Here is a 22,854-nt window from a genome sequence, read left to right on the forward strand (position 1 = left end):
ACCAACTTCCGTAACCTGTCCGTTACTTGACATGGAGTGTCCGATTCCGTACCCAACGTGACCGTGTGCATGTGATGGTTCGATTCCGTTCGGCATGCAGCGTGACCCCCGCCACAGATCGCCCGTTGTCATCTTCATGAGCCCGGACTGTCCGGGCCCACCGGCCGGGGGCGACCCGGCCCCGCCACGTACCGCATCCCGAGGGAGCCACCCGTGCCGCGCATGCTCGATGTCAGCGACGAGGTCCGCGCCGAGATCGGCGACGAAGAAGCCGACCGGCTGCTCGCCGGCGACAACGCCCCGGGCAGTTACGACTGCACCTCCTGCCGCACGCCGGGCGACTCCGCCCAGGAGCGCACCAGCACCGTCCTCTTCATCGGGGACGAGACCGCCGTCCTCGCCTTCGCCCACGCGGGCTGCCTGCCGTCGCAGGTCGTCCAGGTCACCGAGGAGCAGCTCCAGGGCGCGGTCCGCTCCATCAACGCCGACGAGGAGGCCCCGACTTCCCCGCCCGAGCAGGCCGTGCTGGGGGTCACCAGCGGACTCGTCCTGATCGAGGGCGAGTTGCACCCCGCCCTGGTCGTCGAACCGACCGCCCCGATCGTCCGCCCCGGCACGACCGGCGCCGGCGACGACTTCCTGCCGCTCCTCATCGAGCAGGGCTTCATGCCGCTGACCGAGCTGACGGAGGTGCCGCCCGTGCTGCACGGCTGGTCGGTGCTGCTCGCGGCGGGGCAGCTGCACGCCGTACTCCAGCCTGGTCCGAACGGCGGCTCGGCGGTGGCCTGGTGGCAGGCGCACCAGCCGCTCCAGGTCACGGAGAGCTGGCGGGCCGCCGCCAACAAGCATCAGCAGGTGCTGATGTTCGCGGCGCCGGTGGGGTCCATTGGGCGCCAGCCCCGGGAGGATCTGCTGCGGGGCGCGTTGGACAAGGCGGCGGGGGTCGGCAAGTTGGTTGCCAGTGCGTTGCCGCTGGCGGGGACGTGACGCTGTAGGGGTGGGGTGGTTCGGTGCGTTGGCGGCTCTCGGTCGCGTGTGGCTTGTCGCGCAGTTCCCCGCGCCCCTTTTGCGGGCGCTTCGCGCCCTGCAAAATCGGGATAGTGGCCGCATCTGTTCGGCTTTGGGGTCGTTTGGAGGTGTGTGCACACCTACGATGTTCCCCGCCGCCAGTCCTACTCCAGCGGCCCGTCGGCGACGCCGATCTACGACGCGCTCTATGCCGAGTACGGCAAGTCCTTTCGGTCGCGGCCCGGTGACCGCAGTGGCGAGGAGGAGCTGAACTTCACGGCCTTCGGGAGCAGCCCGAACGGCCATGCCTCGTACGGCGGCTCGCTCGGGTCGGGTTCGTACAGCGCCTACAGCGCGGGGGCGTTCAGTGCGCGCACCGGCGGCGGCCAGCCGTCCGTGTGGCAGCGGGTCGGTCAACTCGACGCGCAGCAGGGGCAGACGCAGACGGCGACCGCGACCGCCGTGTGGCAGACGGGCGCCCGGCAGCAGCACTACACCGGGATGACCCACATCCCGGCGGCGCTGCCACCGGGCCCGCGCCGGGGCCTGTGAGCACCACCACCTGCACGTGACTGAGGGCGGCTCCGATCCGGAGCCGCCCTCAGTCACGTAGAACGTCGTACCGCTACTTCTTCTTGCCGCGCTTCTCGCGCACCCGCACCGAGATGTGGATCGGCGTGCCTTCGAAGCTGAACTCCTCGCGCAGACGGCGCTCGATGAAGCGGCGGTAGCCGGCCTCGATGAAGCCGGAGGCGAAGAGCACGAACCGCGGCGGCTTGGTGCCCGCCTGGGTGCCGAACAGGATCCGCGGCTGCTTGCCGCCGCGGACCGGGTGCGGGTGGGCGGCGACGAGTTCGCCGAGGAAGGCGTTCAGCCGGCCCGTCGGGACTCGGGTCTCCCAGCCCGCGAGGGCGGCCTCGATCGCGGGGACCAGCTTCTCCATGTGGCGGCCGGTGCGCGCCGAGACGTTGACGCGGGGCGCCCACGCGACCTGGGCCAGCTCGGTCTCGATCTCCCGCTCCAGGTAGTAGCGACGCTCCTCGTCGAGCGTGTCCCACTTGTTGTAGGCGAGGACGATCGCGCGGCCCGCCTCGACGGCCATGGTGACGATGCGCTGGTCCTGGATCGAGATGTTCTCGGAGCCGTCGATCAGGATGACCGCGACCTCGGCCTTCTCCACGGCGGCGGCCGTACGCAGCGAGGCGTAGTAGTCGGCGCCCTGCTGGAGGTGGACGCGCTTGCGGATGCCCGCCGTGTCGATGAACTTCCAGGTGACACCGCCGAGTTCGATCAGCTCGTCGACCGGGTCACGGGTGGTGCCCGCGATCTCGTTGACGACGACCCGCTCCTGGCCCGCCACCTTGTTCAGCAGCGAGGACTTGCCGACGTTCGGGCGGCCGATGAGGGCGATGCGGCGCGGGCCGCCGACCCCGGCGCCGAAGGTCTGCGCGGGCGCCTCGGGCAGCGCCTCCAGGACGGCGTCCAGCATGTCGCCGGTGCCTCGGCCGTGCAGCGAGGAGACGGGGTGCGGCTCACCGAGCCCGAGGGCCCAGAGGGCCGTGGCGTCGGCCTCGCCGCTCGGTCCGTCGACCTTGTTGGCGCACAGCACGACGGGCTTGCCGGCCTTGCGCAGCAGCCGGACGACCGCCTCGTCGGTGTCGGTGGCGCCGACCTTGGCGTCGACGACGAAGACGACCGCGTCGGACGCCTCGATCGCGTACTCGGCCTGCGCGGCCACGGAGGCGTCGATACCGAGGACGTCCTGCTCCCAGCCGCCGGTGTCGACGATCTTGAAGCGGCGCCCGGCCCACTCGGCCTCGTAGGTGACGCGGTCGCGGGTGACGCCGGGCTTGTCCTCGACGACAGCCTCTCGGCGCCCGATGATGCGGTTGACGAGCGTCGACTTGCCGACGTTCGGCCGCCCGACGACGGCGAGGACGGGCAGCGGCCCGTGTCCCGCCTCGTCGATCGCGCCCTCGACATCCTCGATGTCGAAGCCTTCCACCGCGGCGAGCTCCATGAACTCCGCGTACTCGGCATCGCCAAGCTCTCCGTGCTCGTACTCTCCCGAGCCCTCGGAGGGAATGTGGTCGTTCATGAAGTCCGTACCTCGTTCATCGTGGTGATCGGTGAAACCCCCCGTTATCGGGTGATCCACTACTCAAACTGCTCAAGTACTCAAGTGTCGCTCAGCGCTCAGCGGGGCGCTCGGCGTTTTCCCGGCGGCCGGTGAGCCGTCTGGCGTTGTCCAGGTGCGCGGTGAGGTGCTTCTGGATACGTGTGGTCGCCTCGTCCAGCGCCGCGCGTGTACGCCGCCCGCTGCCGTCGCCCGCTTCGAACGGGTCGCCGAAGACCACGTCGACGCGGCTGCGCAGCGGGGGCAGTGCCTTTATCAACCGTCCGCGCCGGTCGGTGCTTCCCAGAACGGCCACCGGAACGATGGGCGCACCGCTGCGCACGGCGAAGTAGGCGAGTCCGGAGCGCAGCGAGGCGAAGTCGCCGTCACCGCGGCTGCCCTCGGGAAAGATCCCGAGCACCCCGCCGTTCGCCAGCACACCCAGGGCCCGGCTGATCGCCGTACGGTCGGCCGTCGAGCGGTCCACCTCCAGCTGGCCGGTGGCGCGCATGAAGGTGGCGATCGGGCCGATGAACGCCTCCTTCTTGACCAGGAAGTGCGAGGCCCGGGGTGCGACGCCGATGACCATCGGCCCGTCGATGTTGTGGGAGTGATTGACGGCGAGGATCACCGGCCCGGTCGCGGGCACCTTCCAGGAGCCCAGGACACGCGGCTTCCAAAGCCCGTACATGAGGCCGACGCCGATGCGCCGCCCGACCTCGGCACCGCGCTCCGACGGAACGTTCGACGGGTCGCTCACTTCGCGTCCCGCTTCTCCTCGACGAGGGTGACGACGCACTCGATGACCTGCTGGAGGGTCAGCTCGGAGGTGTCGACCTCCACGGCGTCGTCCGCCTTGGCGAGCGGTGAGGTCTTACGGCTGGAGTCGGCCGCGTCCCGCTTCAGCAGCGCCTCTCGAGTGCTGTTGACGTCGGCGCCCTTCAGCTCACCGCTGCGGCGGGCGGCACGCGCCTCCGGGGACGCGGTGAGGAAGATCTTCAGGTCGGCGCCGGGCAGCACGGTCGTCCCGATGTCCCGCCCCTCGACGACGATCCCCTTCTCGGCGGACGCCGCGATGGACCGCTGCAGCTCGGTGATCAGGGCCCGCACCTCGGGCACGGCGCTCACCGCGCTGACCTTGGAGGTGACCTCCTGGGTGCGGATCGGGCCGCCGACGTCGGTGCCGTCCACGGTGATCGTCGGGTTCTCCGGGTCCGTACCGGAGACGATCTCGGGCTTCCCGGCCACGGCGGCGATCGCGGAGGGGTCCGTGATGTCGATCCCGTTGGTCACCATCCACCAGGTGATCGCCCGGTACTGGGCCCCGGTGTCCAGGTAGCTGAGCCCGAGCTGCGCGGCAACGGCCTTGGACGTGCTCGACTTGCCCGTGCCGGAGGGGCCGTCAATGGCGACAATCACTGCGGCGCGTTCCACTGTGGGGGCACCTTCCTGGTCCGGGGTGGCGGGGTGGGGGCGGTTGGTGCCCCGGACAAGGTTACTGGGTGCGGGTCACTCGTCCGGCCGCACGCGTTTCCATGCCGCGTGCCCCAGGCTTGTGCGGTGCCTCCTCGACGACGGCTCGCACTCCCAGCTCGTACGGTGCCTCTTCAAGCGCCGGCCCGGCCTCCCAGCCCGTCCGGCGATTGAGGACGAGGCCGTTCAGGCCGAAGGGGGGTCTGGGGGCACAGCCCCCAGCAACGGCGGGCACCCCCTACTGCCGAATCGCCCAACCCCGCTCCCTCAGCGAAGCCGAAAGAACCGGTGCAGCCTTCGGCTCCACCATCAACTGCACAAGCCCCGCCTGCTGCCCCGTAGCGTGCTCGATCCGCACATCCTCGATATTGACCCCCGCCCGCCCCGCATCGGCGAAGATCCGGGCCAGCTGCCCAGGCTGGTCGTCGATCAGCACGGCCACCACCTCGTAAGCCCGCGGAGCGGACCCGTGCTTGCCGGGCACCCGCACCTGCCCCGCGTTCCCGCGCCGCAGCACGTCCTCGACCCCGGAGACGCCCGCGCGGCGCTTCTCCTCGTCGGAGGACTGGAGGGACCGCAGTGCCTGAACCGTCTCCTCCAGGTCGGCGGCGACGTCCGTGAGGAGGTCGGCCACCGGCCCGGGGTTGGCGGAGAGGATGTCGATCCACATACCGGGGTCGGACGCGGCGATCCGGGTCACGTCCCGGATGCCCTGCCCGCACAGCCGTACGGCGGCCTCCTCCGCGTTCTCCAGCCGCGCGGCGACCATGCTGGAGACCAGGTGGGGCATGTGGGAGACGAGGGCCACGGCCCGGTCGTGGGCGTCCGCGTCCATCACGACGGGGACCGCACGACAGTGCGAGACCAGCTCCAGGGCGAGGTTGAGAACCTCGGTGTCGGTGTCGCGGGTCGGCGTCAGCACCCAGGGGCGCCCCTCGAAGAGGTCGCCGGTCGCGGCCAGCGGGCCCGACTTCTCGCGGCCCGACATGGGATGCGAACCGATGTAAGAGGACAGGTCGAGGCCCAGTGCCTCCAGCTCGCGGCGCGGTCCGCCCTTGACGCTGGCCACGTCGAGGTAGCCGCGCGCGACACCCCGGCGCATCGCGTCGGCGAGGGCACCGGCGACGTGCGCGGGCGGCGCGGCGACGATCGCGAGGTCGACCGGGCCCTCGGGCGCCTCGTCCGTACCGGCGCCCAGGGCGGCTGCCGTACGCGCCTGCTCGGGGTCGTGGTCGGCGAGGTGGACGACGACGCCGCGCGAGACGAGCGCGAGGGCGGCGGACGTACCGATGAGGCCCGTGCCGATGACGAGTGCGGTTCTCACTGGGCGATGTCCTTGCGCAGGGCCGCCGCAGCACCGAGGTAGACGTGCGCGATGTCGGCACGGGGCAGGTCGGACTCGATGTGGGCGAGGATGCGGACCACGCGCGGCATCGCGCCCTCGATGTCCAGTTCCTGGGCGCAGATCAGCGGTACGTCGACGATGCCGAGCTTGCGGGCCGCGGCGGCCGGGAAGTCGCTGTGCAGGTCGGGGGTGGCCGTGAACCAGACGCTGATCAGGTCGTCCGCGGTGAGGCTGTTGCGCTCCAGGACCGCGGTGAGCAGCTCGCTGACCCGCTCGTCCATGTGCCCGGCCTCGTCCCGATCCAGTTGGACGGCGCCCCGGACCGCTCGTACCGCCACAGTGATGCTCCTTGCTGACGTACATATTCGAAGCCGATATGCATATTCGGATCTACGTATCGGCTCTTGGCGCATCCAGCCTAGTCAGCCCGCGCGCGGCGGACGTTCGGCGCCCGCCCCCTGAGACACGCCCCACAACGCGCACGGGGCCCTGCCAATGTCACCCGATTCGCCCCAATCCGCGAGTTGGGCCGCGAACACGCCCACGCGCTCTGGACGCGGGGGCCCGGGTCCGCTCTCATGGCAGGAAGCTCGCCTCGGGGGAGGCCCGATGAAGCGCACCGGACCGCTTTTCACACTGCTCGCGGGACTGTTGTTGGCCCTGTTCATGCTGTCGCTCAACGCGACGACAGGGACGAAGCCCGCGTCCACGTCCCAGGCGGACACACCCGCCGACAAGGTGTCACCGGCACCGACGAAGACGAAGGCGTCTCCACCACCGACCCCTTCTCCGTCCCCGTCGCCCACCAAGGCTCCCGCACCGAACGCCGACTACGCGGGCCGTACGGACGACGACTCCGCCGCGGTGTCGGTCTCGCTGCGCGACGGCAGGGCGATCGCGTACTTCTGCGACGGCCGTGACAAGGAGTCGTGGCTGAAGGGCGATGTCGAGGCCGACGGCTCCATGAAGCTCACCGGCAAGGGCGGCTCCGTACTGAACGGCACCCTCAAGAGCAAGAGCATCCGCGGCACGGTCGACATCGAGGGCGGGCACTACGCCTTCACCGCCGACAAGGCGGTCAAACCGTCCGGGCTCTACCGGGCGACCGCGACCGTCCGGGACGCCGAGATCGACGGCGGCTGGATCGTGCTGTCCACCGGGGACCAGGTCGGCATCCTCAACCGCGACGGCAAGCCCTCCCCCGCGCCCCGGATCGACCCGGAGACCGGCGCGGTGACGATCGACGGCGAGCGGCTGACGGCCCGCCCGGTCACCCCGTGACGCACCGCCTCAAGCCACCAGGGACAGGTACAGGGACAGGGAGCCGAACATGACCGTGGACCCGAACGCCGCCACCCAGAGCTTCCCGCCGCGCCCGCCGGCCACCGGCGGCCCGAGCGCGGCCCGCTACCTCGTCCCGGCTCTCGTCGCCGCCGCCGTGGCGCTGGCCCTGGGGGTGTACGGCAAGGTCCACGACCCGGAGGGCACCGCCTTCAACCTGGCCGGATTCAGCAGCACGAGCGCGGTGAAGTCCTGGCTCGCGACGACGGCGTTCGGCTTCGCACTCGTCCAGGTCGCGTCGGCGGCCATGGTGTACGGGAAGCTGCCGGGCCCGAGCTGGTCGGGAACGCTGCACCGCTGGTCGGGCCGGATCGCGTTCCTGACAGCGGTCCCGGTGGCGGTGCACTGTCTGTACGCTTTCGGATATCAAACATACGATTCACGCGTGATGTGGCACTCCCTCCTGGGTTGCTTCTTCTTCGGTGCTTTCAGTGCAAAGATGCTGCTGCTTCGCTGGGATCGACTGCCCGGCTGGCTGCTGCCGGTCGTCGGCGGGCTGGTCTTCACCGTCCTGACGATCGTCTGGTTCACATCCGCCCTCTGGTTCTTCCGCAATTTCGGAGTGACGACATGACGCAAGGCCCGACGCGACGCACGGTCCTCCTCGCGACGGGCGCGGCGGCGCTCACAGCGGGATGCAGCGAGTACGGCAACGAATCCTCGTCCACCGAGTCCAGCGCGGACACCTCCCCCGGGCAGGAGCTGACCACGACGGCCGACATCCCGGTCGGCGGCGGCAAGATCTTCAAGGACGAGCAGGTCGTGGTGACACAGCCGAAGGAGGGCGAGTTCAAGGCGTTCACCTCGATCTGTACGCACCAGAAGTGCCCGGTGGCGAACGTGTCGGACGGCACGATCAACTGCACCTGCCACGGCAGCAAGTTCAGCATCACGGACGGTTCGGTGGCCAACCCTCCGGCGACGCAGCCGCTGGCCGAGAAGAAGATCACGGTCTCGGGAAATTCGATTCTCCTGGCGTAAGCGCCGCGCGTACGCTCCCGTGAATGCGCCCGCGTTCCGCCCCCGCCGAAGCCCCCGAGACCCCCGCGTTCGCCGAAGCCCTCGTACGCGACCACACGGTCTACGCCTGTGTGATGGGTTCGCGCGCCTTCGGCCTGGCGACGGACGGCAGCGACACGGACCGGCGCGGGGTGTTCCTCGCGCCCACTCCCCTGTTCTGGCGCTTCGAGAAGCCGCCCACGCATGTGGAGGGCCCCGCGGAGGAGCAGTTCAGCTGGGAGCTGGAACGCTTCTGCACACTGGCTCTGCGCGCCAACCCGAACATCCTGGAGTGCCTCCACTCCCCGCTCGTGGAGTACGCCGACGACACCGGCCGCGAACTCCTGGCCCTGCGCGAGGCGTTCCTCTCCCGCCAGGCGCACGAGACGTTCGCGGGCTACGCGCTCGGCCAGCACAAGAAGCTGGAGGCGGACGTCCGTGTCCACGGCGCCCCGCGCTGGAAGCACGCGATGCACCTGCTGCGACTCCTGATGAGCTGCCGCGACCTGCTGCGCACGGGCACGCTGACGATCGACGTCGGCGACGCGCGCGAGCGGCTGCTGGAGGTCAAGCGGGGCGAGGTGCCGTGGGCGGAGATCGAGTCCCGGATGAACCACCTGGCGACGGAGGCGGAACAGGCGTCCCACCACAGCCCGCTCCCGGAGGAGCCGGACCGACGACGCGTGGAGGACTTCCTGGTCCGCACACGCCGCGCATCTGCTGAAGCGCCGGCAGGTATTTCCAGCCCGTCCGGCGTTTGAGGACGAGGCCGTTCAGGCCGAAGGGGGGTCTGGGGGCACAGCCCCCAGCAAGGCCCGCACCGACACACCGCACCGTTCAGCCGTCAGCTGTCCCAGAGTGCCCCCAGCGTCTGCAGGTCACCCCCGTACTCGATCCGGTCCGCCCAGCGCGTGGGCCACGCATCGGTGCCGTGCCAGGCACCGGCAAACGCTCCGGTCAGGCAGGCGATCGAGTCCGAGTCGCCCGAGGTGCAGGCGGCGCGACGCAGGGCCGTGAGGGGGTCGCCGGGGAAGAGCAGGAAGCACAGCAGGCCGGTGGCCAGGGCCTCCTCGGCGATCCAGCCGGCGCCGGTGGCGAGACAGGGGTCGTCCTCGGGCGAGGCGGTGCGGACGGCGCGCTGGAGCCGGTCCAGGATCTCCAGGCACTCGTCCCAGCCGCGGGCGATGAACTCCTCAGGGCTCGCATCGTGGCTGTGCGTCCACAGGTCGCCCAGCCAGCGGTGGTAGTAGCGGCTGCGGTTCTCGTGCGCGTACGTACGGAGCAGGGTCACCAGTACGCCCGGGTCGGCGCCCTGCGCGAGCAGCCGTACGGCGTGCGCGGTGAGGTCGGACGCGGCCAGGGCCGTCGGGTGGCCGTGGGTGAGGGCCGCCTGCAACTGGGCGGCGCCCGCGCGCTGTTCGTCGCTCAGACCCGGGAGCAGGCCAATGGGCGCCACGCGCATGTTGGCGCCGCAGCCCTTCGAACCGATCTGGCTGGCCTCCTGCCAGGGCAACCGCTCGTTCTCCAGCAGGTTGCAGGCGACCAGGCAGGTGTGGCCCGGCGCCCGGTTGTTGTCCGGCGACCGGAACCACTTCACGAACTCCTGGCGCACCGGCCGTTCCATCCCCGCCGGGGTGAGCAGCCCCCGGTCCGTCGCCGCGCGCAGTCCGTGCGCGAGCGCCAGCGTCATCTGCGTGTCGTCGGTGACGATCGCGGGCGTGGGCAGCTCCATCTGCCGCCATGGACCGCACTTGGCGAGGATGGACGGGATGTCGTTGAACTCGGTCGGGAAGCCCAGGGCGTCGCCGAGCGCGAGCCCGATCAACGCCCCGCTCGCGGCACGCTTCCTGACGGTCGTGGTGGTCATTCGGGGCGTCCTTCCGGTGACGTCGGTGACGGTGACGAGGGAGACGGTGAGGCGGGAGACGGCGAGGAGGCGGATGAGGAGGAGGCCGAAGGCGACGACGGAGGCGAGGCGGGCGACACCGACGTGGTCGGGCGCAGCAGCGGCGGGTGCAGGGTGGTCGCGGTGCCCGCGCGGTACAGCGCGGCGGGTTTGCCCCGGCCGCCGGTGAGACGTGCGGCGCCCGGTACCGGTTCGACGAAGCCCGGCGTGGCGAGCACCTTGCGGCGGAAGTTGGGCGGGTCGAGCGCGGTGCCCCACACGGTCTCGTAGACCTGCCGCAGCTCGCCGAGGGTGAACTCGGGCGGGCAGAAGGCGGTCGCGATGCAGGAGTACTCCAGCTTGGCGCCGACCCGGTCGTGGGCGTCGGCCAGGATGCGGTCGTGGTCGAAGGCGAGCGGCCCGAGCGCGTTGTACCGCAGCCACTGGGCCTGCGCCGCGTCCCCGCCGCCGTGCGGTTCGGGCGCGTGCGGCAGCAGCGCGGCGAAGGCCACGGACACGACCCGCATTCTCGGGTCGCGGTCGGGTTCGCTGTAGGTGCGCAGCTGCTCCAGGTGCAGCCCGGACACGTCCGACAGGCCGGTCTCCTCGGCGAGTTCGCGCCGGGCCGCCGTCTCCGCGGACTCGTCGGGCAGGACGAAGCCTCCGGGCAGTGCCCAGTGGCCGGCGTACGGCTCGTGGCCGCGCTCGACGAGCAGCACGTGCAGCGCGCCCGCGCGGAGGGTGAGGACGGCCAGATCGACGGTGACGGCGAAGGGTTCGAAGGCGTACTTGTCGTACCCCGCGGGGGCCCGGCCCCGCGCCGTTCCGTTCAGAGGTGCGGTCACGCCCGCCCACTCCCTCCACAGTCACCCTTAATGGTCACCATGACCAATAGTCATACCGACTATAAAGAGCGCGGGCACCCCGCACAAGCCTTCAGGCATGCCGCACAGGCCTTCTTGACGACTCCCATACGCCAAAAGCCCCTCAGCGGCCCCTCAGGCGCCCAGGAGGGTTCGCGAGGCCAAGAGGGACCCGGAAGGCACCGCATCCCCTCCAGTGCGCCCAGGCGTCCGCCGGCGGCCCTCCTGGCAGACACGTGCGGCCGGCCCCGGAGAACTCCGGAACCGGCCGACGAGACAAGAGGCGCTCAGGAGGCGCCCGGTACTGCTACAGATCGACTTCCTTCATCAGCATGCCGACCTCGGTGTTGGACAGCCGGCGCAGCCAGCCCGACTTCTGGTCGCCCAGGGTGATCGGACCGAAGGCGACGCGCACCAGCTTGTCGACCGGGAAGCCGGCCTCCGCGAGCATGCGGCGCACGATGTGCTTGCGGCCCTCGTGGAGGGTGACCTCGACGAGGTAGTTCTTGCCGGTCTGCTCGACCACCCGGAAGTGGTCCGCACGCGCGTACCCGTCCTCCAGCTGGATGCCTTCCTTCAGCTGCTTGCCCAGGTCGCGCGGGATCGGGCCCACGATGTGCGCGAGGTAGACCTTCTTCACGCCGTACTTGGGGTGGGTCAGCCGGTGCGCCAGCTCACCGTGGTTGGTGAGCAGGATGACGCCCTCGGTCTCGGTGTCGAGCCGCCCGACGTGGAAGAGCCGCGTCTCGCGGTTCGTCACGTAGTCGCCGAGGCACTGCCGGCCCTCGTTGTCCTCCATCGTGGAGACGACGCCCGCGGGCTTGTTCAACGAGAAGAACTGGTACGACTGCGTGGCCACCGTCAGCCCGTCGACCTTGATCTCGTCGTGCTCGGGGTCGACACGCAGCCCCTGCTCCACCACGATCTCGCCGTTGACCTCGACGCGGGAGTGCTCGATCAGCTCCTCGCAGGACCGCCGGGAACCGTAGCCCGCGCGCGCGAGGACCTTCTGGAGCCGCTCGCCCTCCTGCTCGGCGCCCGGGAACGTCTTGGGCAGATTGACGTCCTTCTTGTCGGCGTACCGCTCCCGGTTGCGCTCCTCCGCCCGCGCGTCGTACTCACGCGAGGTCGACGGGACCCAGCGGCCCCGTCCGGTGCCGACGTGGCCCTGCCTGGGCCCGCCCTTGGCACCTCCGCGCGCGGAGGCACCGCGCCCGGACTTCGGACCGTCCGGGGTGGCGGCCGGTCCCACGTCGTAGCGGCGCTCCTCGGGACGCGGCTTGCTGGGACGCTCCTGGGCCTGGCCCTGACCTTGACCTTGGCCCTGGCCACGTCCCTGGCCCTGGCTCGGGCCCTGACCACGTCCCTGACCCTGGCCCTGACCACGTCCCTGACCCTGGCTCGGGCCACGCCCCTGCCCCTGACCACGCCCTTGGCCCTGACCCTGGCCCCGCCTGTCGCCCCCGCCGTTGCCGGCGCCGCGAGAGTTACCGCGCCCGCCACCGCTCTTGCCGCTACCGCTGCCGCTACTGCTTCGCATCAAAGTTCCGTCTAGTCGTCTGCGTCGTCTGCACCCGGAGCATCGGGAGCGTCCGGATCGAACGACGGAACACCTTCCTGCGTCTCGGCCTCGATCGCGTCCGCCTCCGGAAGGAAGGGTGCGAGCTCCGGGAGTTCGTCCAGGCCTCGCAGGCCCATTCGCTCCAGGAAGTAGTTCGTCGTCGTGTACAGGATCGCACCTGTTTCGGGTTCCGTCCCCGCCTCCTGGACCAGACCCCGCTGCAACAGGGTCCGCATGACCCCGTCGCAGTTGACTCCGCGGACCGCCGAGACCCGGCTGCGGCTGACCGGCTGGCGGTACGCGACGACCGCTAGCGTCTCCAGCGCCGCCTGGGTGAGCCGCGCCTGCTGGCCGTCCAGGACGAAGCCCTCGACGGCCGCCGCGTACTCGGGCCGGGAGTAGAAACGCCAGCCCCCGGCGACGATCCGCAGCTCGAAACCGCGCCCCTGGACGGTGTACTCGTCGGCCAGCGCGCGCAGGGCGTCCGCGATCTGCCGCCGGGGCCGCTGCAGTATCTTCGCGAGGTGTTCCTCGGTCGCGGGTTCGTCCACGACCATGAGGACGGCCTCCAGGGCGGGCCTGAGATCGAGATCGGCGACGGTCCGCAGCCCGGCCGGCACCTCGGTGGTGTCCTCGCTCACGCCTTCTCCTCCTCCTGCGCCTTCTCCTTCGCCACCTCTGGCGGCCGGTCGAACTCGTCGGTGACCGTCGGCGCCTCGTCGCCCTCCCCGCCCGTCCAGCGCACCACCAGCTCCCCCAGGGCGGTCTCCTGGTCCAGGGCGACGACCTTCTCCCGGTACAGCTCCAGCAGGGCCAGGAAGCGCGCTACGACGGTCAGAGTGTCATCGGTGTCGTCGACGAGGTCCTGGAAGGTGGCCTCGCCCAGCTCCCGCAGCCGCGCGACCACGATCCCGGCCTGCTCCTGGACGCTCACCAGGGGCGCGTGGATGTGGTCGACGTACACCTGCGGCCTGGGCTTCGGCTGCATCGCCTTCACGGCGAGCTTCGCGAACCCCTCCGCCCCGATGCTGATGACGACCTCGGGCAGCAGTTCGGCGTGGTGCGGTTCCAGTCCGACGGTACGGGGGTAGCGCCGGGCCTCGTCGTCGAGGCGGCGGCTGAGGATGTCGGCGATCTGTTTGTACGCGCGGTACTGGAGCAGCCGCGCGAACAGCAGGTCGCGTGCCTCAAGGAGGGCCAGGTCGGCCTCGTCCTCGACCTCGGCGGAGGGCAGCAGCCGCGCGGCCTTCAGGTCCAGCAGGGTGGCCGCGACGACCAGGAACTCGGTCGTCTGGTCGAGATCCCAGTCCGGGCCCATCGCCCTGATGTGGGCCATGAACTCGTCGGTCACCTTGGAGAGGGCGACCTCGGTGACGTCGAGCTTGTGCTTGGAGATCAGCTGGAGGAGAAGGTCGAAGGGACCTTCGAAGTTGGCCAGCCGAATCCTGAAGACCCCGTCATCGGGTTCGGCAGGCAAGGCGGGCGCGACAGGCTCGGCAAGCGGCTCCGGCTCCACGGGCGGAACCGGGGGCTCCGGCTCGGGTACCGGCTCCACCGGCGGAACCGGGGGCCCCGGTACTTCCTCGCCCACCGGAACGACTTCGGCCGGCTCCTCGCGTACCGGCTCCTCGGGAGCCTCGACGGGCTCCTCGACCGGAACCGGCGGCGAGCCCGCCGGCCCCCGCCCCAGCACACGCCGACGACCGGCGGAGCCGGGGCCGGGGGCGTCGTTCGAGGTCATGGCCCCGCAGGCTACCGCTAGCGCCCGCGCAACCGTCGTACGAGGATGCTCGCGTCCCCACGGGACTCCAGATCGGCGAGCACCACCGCGACCGCTTCGCGCACGATCCGGCCGCGGTCGACCGCGAGCCCGTGCTCGCCCCGGAGCACCAGACGCGCGTGCTCCAGGTCCATCAGCTCCTCGGCGGAGACGTACACCGTGATCTTCTCGTCGTGCCGCTCGCGCCCGCTGGGCCGCCGCGAGGCAGCCCGTCCGCCGCGCTTACGGGACGCCGACACCGACTGCGGCGAGGGCCCCTGCCCGGAGGCAGAACCTTCCTGCTCGCCCTGCCGCCGCCCCGAACGCTCCGCGGTGGCCCCCCGGCTGCGCGACTCCCCGGCATCGGACGAGTCCGCGCCGGCGGCGACATGCTCGTCGCCGTCGCCGTCACCGCCCTGGACGGGCACCGAGTGCGGCGCGTCCTCCGTGGCGGCGGCCCCGTCGCTCTCGCCGGCGGGCGCCGGCACGCGGGCCTCGCCGTTGGCCTGGCGCCTGGGCGTGGACGACTGGAGCGCCATGCCCCCGGTGGTGCGGAACAGCTCGTCGGCCCCCGGCAGACTCACTCGGCGTGACACCGGGCGAGCACCTCCCTGGCGAGCTGGCGATAGGCGGCGGCGCCGACGGAGTTGGAGGCGTACGTGGTGATCGGCTCACCGGCGACCGTGGTCTCCGGGAAGCGGACCGTGCGCCCGATGACCGTGTGGTAGACGTGGTCGTCGAAGGCCTCGACGACACGTGCGAGCACCTCACGGCTGTGCACCGTGCGCGAGTCGTACATCGTGGCGAGGATCCCGTCCAGCTCAAGCTCCGGGTTCAGCCGCTCCTGGACCTTCTCGATGGTCTCCGTCAGCAGCGCGACACCGCGCAGTGCGAAGAACTCGCACTCCAGAGGCACTATCACCTTGTGAGCCGCCGTCAGGGCGTTCACGGTGAGCAGGCCGAGCGAGGGCTGACAGTCGATCACGATGTAGTCGTAGTCGGCCATGAGCGGCTTCAGGGCGCGCTGGAGCGTCGACTCGCGCGCGACCTCCGACACCAGCTGCACCTCGGCCGCCGACAGGTCGATGTTGCTCGGCAGCAGGTCCATGTTCGGGACCGCGGTCTTCAGGAGGACCTCGTCCGCGGACATCCCCCGCTCCATGAGCAGGTTGTAGACCGTCAGGTCGAGTTCCATCGGGTTCACGCCGAGGCCCACCGAGAGGGCGCCCTGCGGGTCGAAGTCGACCAGCAGGACCCGGCGTCCGTACTCCGCGAGTGCGGCACCCAGGTTGATGGTCGACGTGGTCTTGCCCACGCCGCCCTTCTGGTTGCACATCGCGACGATCGTCGCGGGGCCGTGACTGGTCAGCGGACCCGGGATCGGGAAGTACGGCAGCGGGCGTCCGGTGGGACCGATGCGCTCACGGCGCTGTCGGGCCGCGTCGGGCGCGAGCGTGGCCGCGTACTCCGGATCGGGCTCGTACTCGGCGTCGGGGTCGTAGAAGTGCCCGTCGGGCAGTTCGTCGTAGTCGGCGAAGTGGTTGTGGACCCCGCCACTACCGTCGCCGGCCATGGCGTTCACGTGATGGCCATCCATGCTCATGTGTGCGGGCTGAGTCACCACCGGCATCGGGTGACCCTGGTGGGCTGCGAAGGTGCGGACCGCGACGGAGCCGACAGCCGCGAGCCCCGTGGGGCCCGAGCCCCGCGCCGGCATTCCTGGTTGACCACCCCCGGGAGTAAATGTCGACTCATTCACAAGTCGTCTTACCTCCTTGGTGACCAGGTAACTTCTCGATAGGTCAGCGTGGCACCATGCCGACGGTTGGCGACTCTATGGCGTGTCGGCCGTTCGCAGCAACACAATCCGCCGTACCGGGCCCGATGTGTCGGCAATGAAACATCCCTCTGTCAAGGGCGTACGGCCGTCGCACGGCAGGTTTCACCGGTGCGCGAATCGGTTGAAGCGTTACGTTCGAGGCGAGTTGAACGAGTGTCGCAAAGTGACCATACACACATCCGGCCGGACCTTGTCGGGCAAGGTCCGGCGGGGCGCGGGGCGTTGACGATGCCTGTTGACGTATCGCCTTTTACCCGCTGATGACTTGGTCTTTTTGTCGACCGGGAGCCCCTGCGGAACGGCCGGGAACGTCAGGTGACACCATTAGGCGAGCAGCGAGTCCAACTCGACGTGCTCCAGCCCGTGCGCCTCTGCGACCTCGCGGTAGACGACCTTGCCGTCATGCGTGTTGAGACCCCGGGCGAGGGCGGGATCGCGGCGCAGCGCCGCCACCCAGCCACGGTCGGCGAGTTCCACGATGTACGGCAGCGTGGCGTTGGTGAGCGCGTAGGTCGAGGTGTTGGGCACCGCGCCGGGCATGTTGGCGACGCAGTAGAAGACCGATCCGTGGACCGGGAAGGTCGGTTCGGCGTGGGTCGTGGGGCGCGAGTCCTCGAAGCAGCCGCCCTGGTCGATCGCGATGTCGACGAGAACGCTCCCCGGCTTCATCCGCGACACGAGTTCGTTGGTGACCAGCTTCGGGGCCTTGGCGCCGGGGATCAGCACGGCGCCGATCACGAGGTCGGCGTCCAGGACGGCCTTCTCCAGCTCGAAGGAGTTGGACATGATCGCCCGGACCTTGGTGCCGAAGACCTTGTCGGCCTCGCGCAGCTTGTTGATGTCGCGGTCGAGCAGCGTGACGTGGAAGCCCATGCCGACGGCGATCTGCGTGGCGTTCCAGCCGGAGACGCCGCCGCCGATGACGACGGCCCGCGCGGGCTGTGTGCCGGGGACACCGCCGGGGAGCACGCCACGTCCGCCGACCGAGCGCATCAGGTGGTAGGCGCCGACCTGCGGGGCGAGGCGGCCCGCGACCTCGGACATCGGGGCGAGGAGCGGGAGCGCGCGACTGGGCAGCTCGACCGTCTCGTAGGCGATCGCCGTGGTGCCGGACTCGACGAGCGCGTCCGTGCACGCCTTGGACGCGGCCAGGTGCAGGTAGGTGAAGAGCGTCTGGTCCTTGCGGAGGCGGTGGTACTCCTCGGCGATGGGCTCCTTGACCTTCAGCAGCAGGTCGGCGGTAGCCCACACCTCGTCGGCCGTGGGCAGGATGTGCGCGCCCGCGGCCACGAACTCGTCGTCCGTGATCGAGGAGCCGACGCCGGCGCCGCGCTCGATGACGACCTGGTGGCCGTGACGCACCAGCTCGTGCACACCGGCGGGCGTGATGGCCACGCGGAACTCGTTGTTCTTGACCTCGCGGGGGATGCCGACCTTCACGTCGATCACGGTCCTTGGCTCAGAGGGTGTGGGGGCATAGCAATACATACCCGGACGTGCGGGGGCACACCAGGAGACCGCAGGAGAAGGCGCGGTAGAGCCAGTTTAATGAAGGCGTTCTCGGTGTCTAGCCTTTCAATGCATCAATCTTCGACTGATGTACTGCGGATTTCGTAGGTGTTAGCACCGTGTTCCGGGTCCGGATCATCCTCGGGGGACTCCGGCTCGCTCTCCTGGGGCTCCGGATCGTCGCCCAGCAGCCGCTCCGCGGCGCCCCGGTGCAGCCGCGCCGCCGCCGGATCGCCGAGGTGCTCCAGCGTGTCGGCCAGCCGCAGCTGGAGCGCTCCCTGCAGCCGTACGTCGTCGGCGCGCCGCGCCCACTCCACCGCCTCCTGGCAGGTGCGCAGCGACTCCTCGGGCCGTCCCGCGTACTCCTGGACCCGCGCCAGCTCGCTCAACGCGCGCGCGTGGGCGGCCACATCGCCGTTCTTGCGGTAACCGGCCACCGCGGCACGCCAGTTGCGCAGTGCCTCGCCGTAGCGGCCCGCGTAGGTGTGCGCGGTGGCGATACGGCCGTACAGCCGGGCGGCGTCCTCGCGCTCGTCGCGCGCCAGGCGCTGGGCGAGCGCACGCCCGTACCAGTCGGCGGCGCGGTCGTAGTCCCCCAGCTCCTGGTGTGCGCCCCCTACGGATTCCATCGCGCGCCCGGTCGCGTACGGGTCGTTCGCCTCGCGTCCGGCGTCCAGGGCGGCCCGGTAGCGGGCCAGTGCGTCGTTCGTACGTCCGGTCTGCGCGTCCAGGTCGGCGAGGTTCAGCAGGGCGGCGGCCCGCTCGCGGGGCAGTTTCCGGCGTTCGGCGACATCGAGGACGAGGCGGTGGACGCCGTACAGGTCGGGTGCGGCGGCCTGGGTGCCGATGTGCGCGACCATGGCCTTGACCAGGGCGGACATCAGACGGCGGGCCAGCGTGTCCAGTTCCCCGTCGGCCACGGCCATCTGGGCGGCAGCGAGCAGGGCGGGCCTGCGGATGGTCAGCCAGTCCGCCGCCGCCCTCGGGTTCGGGAAGCGCAGCGAGTCGGGCGTGCCGAGGAGTTTCTCGCGGGCCAGCGGGCTGTCGGTCTCGGTGATCGCCCGGCAGGACACCAGCAGCCGTACCGTCCGCTCCAGCATCCGCGCGCGGGCCAGCTGCAGCTCGGCCGGGCGGTCCTGGGACTCCGCGAGGGGGCGCAGCAGGGGCAGCAGGCAGCCGGGGACCTCGTACTGCGGCAGCGGCGAGTCAACGGCCGTCAGGAGGCTCAGGGCGACGAAGTCGTCCAGGGTGGCGCGGGCCCCGCCGACCGAGCAGCCGGCCAGCGCGGAGGCCGTCTGCGGGTCCACCAGACCGCCGGGGGCCAGCGCGAGCAGTCGCAGTATCCGGGCGGCCGGGGTGGGCAGCGAGGCGTACACGAGGCGGAAGACGCGGCTGAGGGCGGTGCCCTCGTCGCCCTCGGCGTGCAGCTGCTTGGCGAGGTCGGAGACGGCCGCCTTGGGCCGGGCCGCGAGCCAGCCGCCGGCCAGCATCAGCGCGGCGGGCTGCCCCTGGCACACCTCGGCGAGATTCTCGGCGGCGCGCGGGTCCACGGTGATGCGCACCGACCCCGTGAAGCGGCCGAGCAGCTCCACGGCCGACTTGGTGTCGAGGCCGCCCAGGGTGCACGGGCGGACGTCGGAGATGCCGGTCAGCGGGCCTCCGGAGACGGCGACGGCGAGGCAGTCGGGGTTGTCCGGCAGCAGCGCGTCGACCTGCTCGGCGTCGGCCGCGTCGTCGAGCAGGAGCAGCATCCGCCGGTCGGCCAGCGCGTCGCGCAGCGCCTCGGACAGCTCGTCCTCGTCGGCGCCGGGCGGGGTGGGCAGCTCCAGGACGGCCAGCAGCTCGCGAGCGGTGCGCTCGGTCGGTACGGGGGTGCCGTCGGGTTCGGCGAGCCGGGCGCGCAGGACACCGTCCGGGTAACTGTCCGCGACCTGCCGGGCCAGCTCCTCGGCGAGGGCGCTGCGGCCCGAGCCGGGCTTGCCCGCGATGAGCAGCACGCGCGCGCGGGGCGCCTTCCGGCCCGCGAGGGTGTCGAGTCCGGCGCGCTCGATGTCGGCGCGCAGTTCCTTCAACTCTCTTGTCCGGCCGAGGAACTGACTGACCGTGGGAGCGGGCGGCCGATCGTTTCCGGACAGCTTCGTGCCGTCTGTGTCCACCGCCTGATCCGCCACGGGCCACACTCCCGTCCACCTGCACGCGCAAGCCCGCCGGGACTCCGGTTCGGGCGTTTCCAGAGCCTAGTTCACGCTCTGCGACGATCTGTGCGGAGCACGACGGGCAGGTCGCCCGATCGGATCAGGCGATGGTCACACCGGAGTCGGCAGTTGGCCCACGCCGGTGTCTCAGGCCTCGAAGGGCCGGGCCGGCCAGGGCGCCTCGGCCGGGCGCAGGGCGTCGAGTCCGTCGCCCTGCTCGGCCGCGACCAGCGAAAGCAGGCCCACGACGAGGCAGTTGTTGTGCAGCTCGCCGGCGAGGATGCCCCGGACCAGTTCACCGACGGGCACGCGCGCGTGCTCCATGTCGGCCTCCTCGTCCTCGACCTCGAAGCGCTGCCCCTCGGCCTCGGACAGATTCCGGGCCAGGAAGATCCGTACGGCCTCGTCGCAGCCGCCCGCCGTGGGGTAGACGTCGGTCAGCACCCGCCAGTCCTCGGCCTTGACGTGCGCCTCCTCGTACAGCTCGCGCTGGGCGGCGTGCAGCGGATTCTCGCCAGGTACGTCGAGCAGCCCGGCCGGGATCTCCCACATCCGCTGGCGGACGGGGTGGCGGTACTGACGGATCAGCAGGACCCGGCCCTCGTCGTCGAGGGCGAGGACGCCCACGGAGCCGGGGTGGACCTGGTAGTCGCGGCCCACGACCGAGCCGTCGGGCATGACCACCTCGTCGGTGCGCACGGAGGTCTTGTTGCCCACGAAGGGGGTCTCCGTCGCCCGGATCTCCCACTCCTCCGGAGTGTCCTTGATGGTGGTCATGTCGACTTGTCCTCCCGCATCCCGCACGTGCCAAAGAAACCGGGGCACGCACCCCAAAGGGCGCGCACCCCGGTCACCGTATCGCCCTTGGGTTACTTGCTTGTCTTGCGCTCGACGGCGGCCTTGACGAGGCCCGCGAAGAGCGGGTGGGGCCGGGTCGGGCGGGAGCGCAGCTCCGGGTGGGCCTGGGTGGCCACCAGGTAGGGGTGCACGTCGCGCGGGTACTCGACGTACTCCACGAGCTTGCCGTCCGGGGAGGTGCCGGAGAACTGGATGCCGGCCTTCTTCTCCAGTTCGGCGCGGTAGGAGTTGTTGACCTCGTAGCGGTGGCGGTGGCGCTCCTCGACGTACTCCTTGCCGTCGTACACCTCGCGCACGATGGAGCCTTCGGCGAGCTTGGCCGGGTACATGCCCAGGCGCATCGTTCCGCCCATGTCGCCGTCGCCCGCGACGATGTCGAGCTGCTCGGCCATCGTCGAGATGACCGGGTGGGCGGTGGCGGCGTCGAACTCGGTGGAGTTGGCGTCCTCGATGCCGGCCAGGTTGCGGGCCGCCTCGATGACGATGCACTGGAGGCCGAGACAGAGCCCGAGCAGCGGGATCTTGTGCTCACGGGCGTACTGGATCGCGCCGACCTTGCCGGACACACCCCGGTCGCCGAAGCCGCCCGGGATGCAGATCGCGTCCACGTCCGCCAGCTGCTTCTTGGCGCCGGCCGGGGTCTTGCAGTCGTCCGAGGTGACCCACTTGATCTTCACGCGCGCGTGGTTGGCGAATCCGCCCGCGCGCAGGGCCTCGGTGACCGAGAGATAGGCGTCGGGCAGGTCGATGTACTTGCCGACCAGGGCTAGGTTGATCTCGTGGGCGGGGTTGTGGACGCGGTCCAGGAGGTCGTCCCAGGTCGTCCAGTCGACGTCCCGGAAGGGCAGGTCCAGCTTGCGGACGACATAGGCGTCCAGGCCCTCGCGGTGCACGGTCTTGGGGATGTCGTAGATCGAGCGGGCGTCGGGGCAGGCGACCACGGCCGCCTCGTCGACGTCGCACATCAGGGAGATCTTGCGCTTGATCGCGGTCGGGACCTCGCGGTCGCAACGCAGCACGATCGCGTCCGGCTGGATACCGATGTTCCGCAGGGCCGCGACCGAGTGCTGGGTCGGCTTGGTCTTCAGCTCGCCGGAGGGGCCGATGTAGGGCAGCAGCGAGATGTGGACCACGAACACGTTGTCCCGGCCGACCTCGTGGCGGACCTGGCGCACGGTCTCCAGGAAGGGCAGCGACTCGATGTCGCCGACCGTGCCGCCGACCTCGGTGATGACGACGTCGACCTCGTCGGTGGCCATACGGCGGATGCGGTGCTTGATCTCGTTGGTGATGTGCGGGATGACCTGGACGGTGTCGCCGAGGTACTCGCCGCGCCGCTCCTTCGCGATCACCGTCGAGTAGATCTGGCCGGTGGTGACGTTGGCCGAGCCGTCGAGGTCGCGGTCGAGGAAGCGCTCGTAGTGGCCGATGTCCAGGTCGGTCTCGGCGCCGTCGTGCGTGACGAACACCTCACCGTGCTGGAAGGGGTTCATCGTGCCCGGGTCGACGTTCAGGTACGGGTCGAGCTTCTGCATGACCACACGTAGGCCGCGCGCCTTGAGGAGCATGCCGAGGCTGGAGGCCGTCAGACCCTTGCCGAGCGAGGAGGCGACACCCCCGGTGACGAAGATGTGCTTGGTCGTCGTGGCGTTGCTGTTTCGGAAAGCAGCGGGTGTCATGGCCAAGGCGGGGCTCCCGTGGTCGCGGTCTGGGGTGCGGTACGGCCACCCGGCCCGGAGATTTCCGGGTTTTCACTGGAGGAGCCGTCGCTGCGGTTCGGGGGTTTCGTGCCCACCGGTCCACGGGCTACCAGGGTATCAGCGACCCGGGGAGAAGGCTTCCGGCCACGCTCCGCGCACAGCCGGACACGCATCCCGTACACGAGTCACCATCACCTCGTCCAGCGCTCACCCGAAACTGTGCCCGCTCACCCGAGCTTCACTCGTTCAGCGGACCCGGGTTGTCGAGAGCGGCACGCGGATCATCTGCGTGCGTCGTATGCTCCTCGGACACTCGCTGCCGAGCCCGGCCGGCAACACGGCACCACCCCCGCCCGTAACCCCGGAACAACGAGAGCTCGTCAGTCCGTTGAGCACCGATTG

Annotated in this window: 22 protein-coding genes; 6 read left to right on the plus strand and 16 right to left on the minus strand. The window is 70.6% G+C overall.

Features of this window, described 5'->3' with window-relative positions:
• Positions 1-213 precede the first annotated feature (213 nt).
• Together ACWDR4_RS19995 and ACWDR4_RS20000 are read left to right on the plus strand one after the other, a co-directional pair.
• Entirely contained in the window at positions 214-987 is a 774-nt protein-coding gene (locus ACWDR4_RS19995) for a hypothetical protein (protein ID WP_450410154.1), read from the plus strand.
• 153 nt (positions 988-1,140) lie between these two features.
• The gene (locus ACWDR4_RS20000) at positions 1,141-1,560 is read left to right on the plus strand and encodes a hypothetical protein (protein WP_450410155.1); all 420 of its coding nucleotides are present in this window, start codon (positions 1,141-1,143) and stop codon (positions 1,558-1,560) included.
• 73 nt (positions 1,561-1,633) lie between these two features.
• On the opposite strand, the gene der is transcribed toward ACWDR4_RS20000, so the two are convergent.
• The 5 genes from der to aroH form a co-directional block, all read right to left on the minus strand.
• Positions 1,634-3,106 (minus strand): ribosome biogenesis GTPase Der, encoded by a 1,473-nt coding sequence (gene der, locus ACWDR4_RS20005; protein WP_450410156.1) that lies wholly within the window; start codon positions 3,104-3,106, stop codon positions 1,634-1,636.
• Positions 3,107-3,197: 91 nt separating this feature from the next.
• Positions 3,198-3,923: a lysophospholipid acyltransferase family protein gene (locus ACWDR4_RS20010; protein ID WP_450410158.1), complete on the minus strand. Its 726-nt coding sequence runs from the start codon at positions 3,921-3,923 to the stop codon at positions 3,198-3,200.
• The gene (gene cmk / locus ACWDR4_RS20015) at positions 3,881-4,558 is read right to left on the minus strand and encodes a (d)CMP kinase (protein ID WP_450410160.1); all 678 of its coding nucleotides are present in this window, start codon (positions 4,556-4,558) and stop codon (positions 3,881-3,883) included. Before cmk ends, ACWDR4_RS20010 begins: the two co-directional genes overlap by 43 nt.
• Positions 4,559-4,835: 277 nt before the next feature.
• On the minus strand, positions 4,836-5,921 hold the full coding sequence (locus tag ACWDR4_RS20020) for a prephenate dehydrogenase (RefSeq protein WP_450410161.1): 1,086 nt from the start codon (positions 5,919-5,921) through the stop codon (positions 4,836-4,838).
• The gene (gene aroH / locus ACWDR4_RS20025) at positions 5,918-6,280 is read right to left on the minus strand and encodes a chorismate mutase (RefSeq protein ID WP_369032928.1); all 363 of its coding nucleotides are present in this window, start codon (positions 6,278-6,280) and stop codon (positions 5,918-5,920) included. Before aroH ends, ACWDR4_RS20020 begins: the two co-directional genes overlap by 4 nt.
• 271 nt (positions 6,281-6,551) lie before the next feature.
• Between aroH and ACWDR4_RS20030 the strand changes: the two genes are divergently transcribed.
• Genes ACWDR4_RS20030 through ACWDR4_RS20045 form a run of 4 tightly spaced genes read left to right on the plus strand, consistent with a single transcriptional unit; the run spans position 6,552 to position 9,043 of the window.
• A complete protein-coding gene (locus ACWDR4_RS20030) occupies positions 6,552-7,223 on the plus strand; it encodes a hypothetical protein (protein WP_450410163.1) in 672 nt (223 codons plus the stop codon).
• A 49-nt stretch (positions 7,224-7,272) separates the two neighbouring features.
• A complete protein-coding gene (locus ACWDR4_RS20035) occupies positions 7,273-7,857 on the plus strand; it encodes a DUF6529 family protein (protein ID WP_450410165.1) in 585 nt (194 codons plus the stop codon).
• Entirely contained in the window at positions 7,854-8,264 is a 411-nt protein-coding gene (locus ACWDR4_RS20040) for a Rieske (2Fe-2S) protein (protein WP_450410166.1), read from the plus strand. Before ACWDR4_RS20035 ends, ACWDR4_RS20040 begins: the two co-directional genes overlap by 4 nt.
• Positions 8,265-8,287: 23 nt before the next feature.
• Complete coding sequence (locus tag ACWDR4_RS20045; RefSeq protein WP_450410168.1) at positions 8,288-9,043, plus strand: nucleotidyltransferase domain-containing protein; 756 nt, start codon at positions 8,288-8,290, stop codon at positions 9,041-9,043.
• An 83-nt stretch (positions 9,044-9,126) separates the two neighbouring features.
• Here ACWDR4_RS20045 and ACWDR4_RS20050 read toward each other — a convergent pair whose 3' ends face one another.
• From ACWDR4_RS20050 to ACWDR4_RS20100, 11 genes are all read right to left on the minus strand, one after another.
• Entirely contained in the window at positions 9,127-10,149 is a 1,023-nt protein-coding gene (locus tag ACWDR4_RS20050) for an ADP-ribosylglycohydrolase family protein (protein ID WP_450410169.1), read from the minus strand.
• Positions 10,146-11,012, minus strand: coding sequence for an NUDIX hydrolase (locus ACWDR4_RS20055; RefSeq protein ID WP_450410171.1), 867 nt, complete (start codon positions 11,010-11,012; stop codon positions 10,146-10,148). The genes ACWDR4_RS20050 and ACWDR4_RS20055 overlap by 4 nt, the downstream gene beginning before the upstream one ends.
• Before the next feature lie 325 nt (positions 11,013-11,337).
• Positions 11,338-12,570 carry a pseudouridine synthase gene (locus ACWDR4_RS20060; protein WP_450410173.1) on the minus strand — a complete coding sequence of 411 codons (1,233 nt, stop codon included), beginning with the start codon at positions 12,568-12,570 and terminating at the stop codon, positions 11,338-11,340.
• 11 nt (positions 12,571-12,581) lie between these two features.
• Positions 12,582-13,232: an SMC-Scp complex subunit ScpB gene (gene scpB, locus ACWDR4_RS20065; RefSeq protein WP_450410175.1), complete on the minus strand. Its 651-nt coding sequence runs from the start codon at positions 13,230-13,232 to the stop codon at positions 12,582-12,584.
• A complete protein-coding gene (locus ACWDR4_RS20070; protein WP_450410177.1) occupies positions 13,229-14,332 on the minus strand; it encodes a segregation and condensation protein A in 1,104 nt (367 codons plus the stop codon). The genes scpB and ACWDR4_RS20070 overlap by 4 nt, the downstream gene beginning before the upstream one ends.
• 17 nt (positions 14,333-14,349) lie before the next feature.
• Positions 14,350-14,946 carry a hypothetical protein gene (locus ACWDR4_RS20075; protein WP_450410179.1) on the minus strand — a complete coding sequence of 199 codons (597 nt, stop codon included), beginning with the start codon at positions 14,944-14,946 and terminating at the stop codon, positions 14,350-14,352.
• Positions 14,931-16,067, minus strand: coding sequence for a ParA family protein (locus ACWDR4_RS20080; RefSeq protein ID WP_389357801.1), 1,137 nt, complete (start codon positions 16,065-16,067; stop codon positions 14,931-14,933). Before ACWDR4_RS20080 ends, ACWDR4_RS20075 begins: the two co-directional genes overlap by 16 nt.
• A 447-nt stretch (positions 16,068-16,514) precedes the next feature.
• Positions 16,515-17,630 (minus strand): alanine dehydrogenase, encoded by a 1,116-nt coding sequence (gene ald / locus ACWDR4_RS20085; protein WP_450410217.1) that lies wholly within the window; start codon positions 17,628-17,630, stop codon positions 16,515-16,517.
• A gap of 143 nt (positions 17,631-17,773) precedes the next feature.
• Complete coding sequence (locus tag ACWDR4_RS20090) at positions 17,774-19,870, minus strand: tetratricopeptide repeat protein (protein ID WP_450410181.1); 2,097 nt, start codon at positions 19,868-19,870, stop codon at positions 17,774-17,776.
• Between the two features lie 171 nt (positions 19,871-20,041).
• Positions 20,042-20,671: an NUDIX domain-containing protein gene (locus tag ACWDR4_RS20095; RefSeq protein ID WP_450410183.1), complete on the minus strand. Its 630-nt coding sequence runs from the start codon at positions 20,669-20,671 to the stop codon at positions 20,042-20,044.
• A gap of 92 nt (positions 20,672-20,763) precedes the next feature.
• Positions 20,764-22,431 carry a CTP synthase gene (locus tag ACWDR4_RS20100; RefSeq protein ID WP_450410184.1) on the minus strand — a complete coding sequence of 556 codons (1,668 nt, stop codon included), beginning with the start codon at positions 22,429-22,431 and terminating at the stop codon, positions 20,764-20,766.
• Between the last annotated feature and the right edge of the window lie 423 nt (positions 22,432-22,854).

Source organism: Streptomyces sp. NPDC000878 (assembly GCF_053599695.1).